This is a genomic window from Bifidobacterium sp. C0047B3 (genome assembly GCF_056590535.1).
In genome coordinates this window covers 1-1,363 of record NZ_JBWPWH010000010.1, presented here as the reverse complement: position 1 = coordinate 1,363, position 1,363 = coordinate 1, and the positions used below count along the sequence as shown (strand labels likewise).

General features: G+C 54.8%; 1 rRNA gene. It reads right to left on the bottom strand.

Annotated elements, in window-relative coordinates:
* Positions 1-1,363: ribosomal RNA gene (locus AC1EKT_RS06225) — 23S ribosomal RNA — on the bottom strand; the annotation flags it as partial.

The window sequence follows — 1,363 nt, the reverse complement described above, 5'->3', positions numbered from 1 at the left end:
CATAAATGAAGGTTAGTACTCTCAGATTCAGTTCGAACGGTGTAACACCGGTACGGGAATATCAACCCGTTCATCCATTCGACTACGCCTGTCGGCCTCGCCTTAGGACTCGACTCACCCGGGGACGACGAACGTGGCCCCGGAACCCTTAGTCATTCAGCGGACGGGATTCACACCCGTCTCTCGCTACTCATGTCTGCATTCTCACTCCTGTAAAGTCCACGACAAGTTCACACTGCCGCTTCACCCCATACAGGACGCTCTCCTACCCCGCATGAAACAAATCATGCAGCCGCGTCTTCGGTGGCGTGCTTAAGCCCCGCTACATTGTCGGCGCGGAACCACTAGACCAGTGAGCTGTTACGCACTCTTTCAAGGATGGCTGCTTCTGAGCCAACCTCCTGGCTGTCTATGCGACTCCACATCCTTTCCCACTTAGCACGCGCTTCGGGACCTTAGACGACGATCAGGGCTGTTTCCCTTTTGACGACGGAGCTTATCCCCCGCCGACTCACTGCCGTGATAAACCTAACAGGTATTCGGAGTTTGGCTGCTATTGGTACCCGGTATGGGCCCGCAAGCATCCAGTAGCTCTACCCCCTGTAAGCAATAACACGACGCTGCACCTAAATGCATTTCGGAGAGAACCAGCTATCACGGAATTTGATTGGCCTTTCACCCCTAACCCCAAGTCATCCCCCCAGTTTTCAACCTAGGTGGGTTCGGTCCTCCACACGGTCTTACCCGCGCTTCAACCTGCTCAGGGCTAGATCATCCCGCTTCGGGTCCAGGACATGCGACTCAAACGCCTTTTAAAACTCGCTTTCGCTACGGCTCCCCCACCCGGGTTAGCCTCGCCACATACCACTGACTCGCAGACTCATTTTTCGATAGGCACGCCGTCACCCCACAAAGAAGGCTCCGACGGATTGTAAGCGCACGGTTTCAGGAACTATTTCACTCCCCTCCCGGGGTGCTTTTCACCTTTCCCTCACGGTACTAGTACACTATCGGTCAGACAGGAATACTTAGGCTTACCCAACGGTCTGGGCAGATTCACGCGGGATTCCACGAGTCCCGCGCTACTTGGGAATAAACATAAAGAGACATCGCACGACAAGCTACGGGGCCATCACCCTCTACGGCTGGGAATTCAATCCCATTCACCTAGCACGACATTTTATCACTCTCCTCAACCCCGTCAGAGGCTGAACAGTCCATCCCACGACCCCGAATGCGCAACACCTGACGGCTATCACACGCACCCGGTTTAGCCTGATCCGCTTTCGCTCGCCACTACTCACGGAGTATCCTTTCCTGCAGGTACTGAGATGTTTCACTTCCCTGCGTACCCCCCACAAAA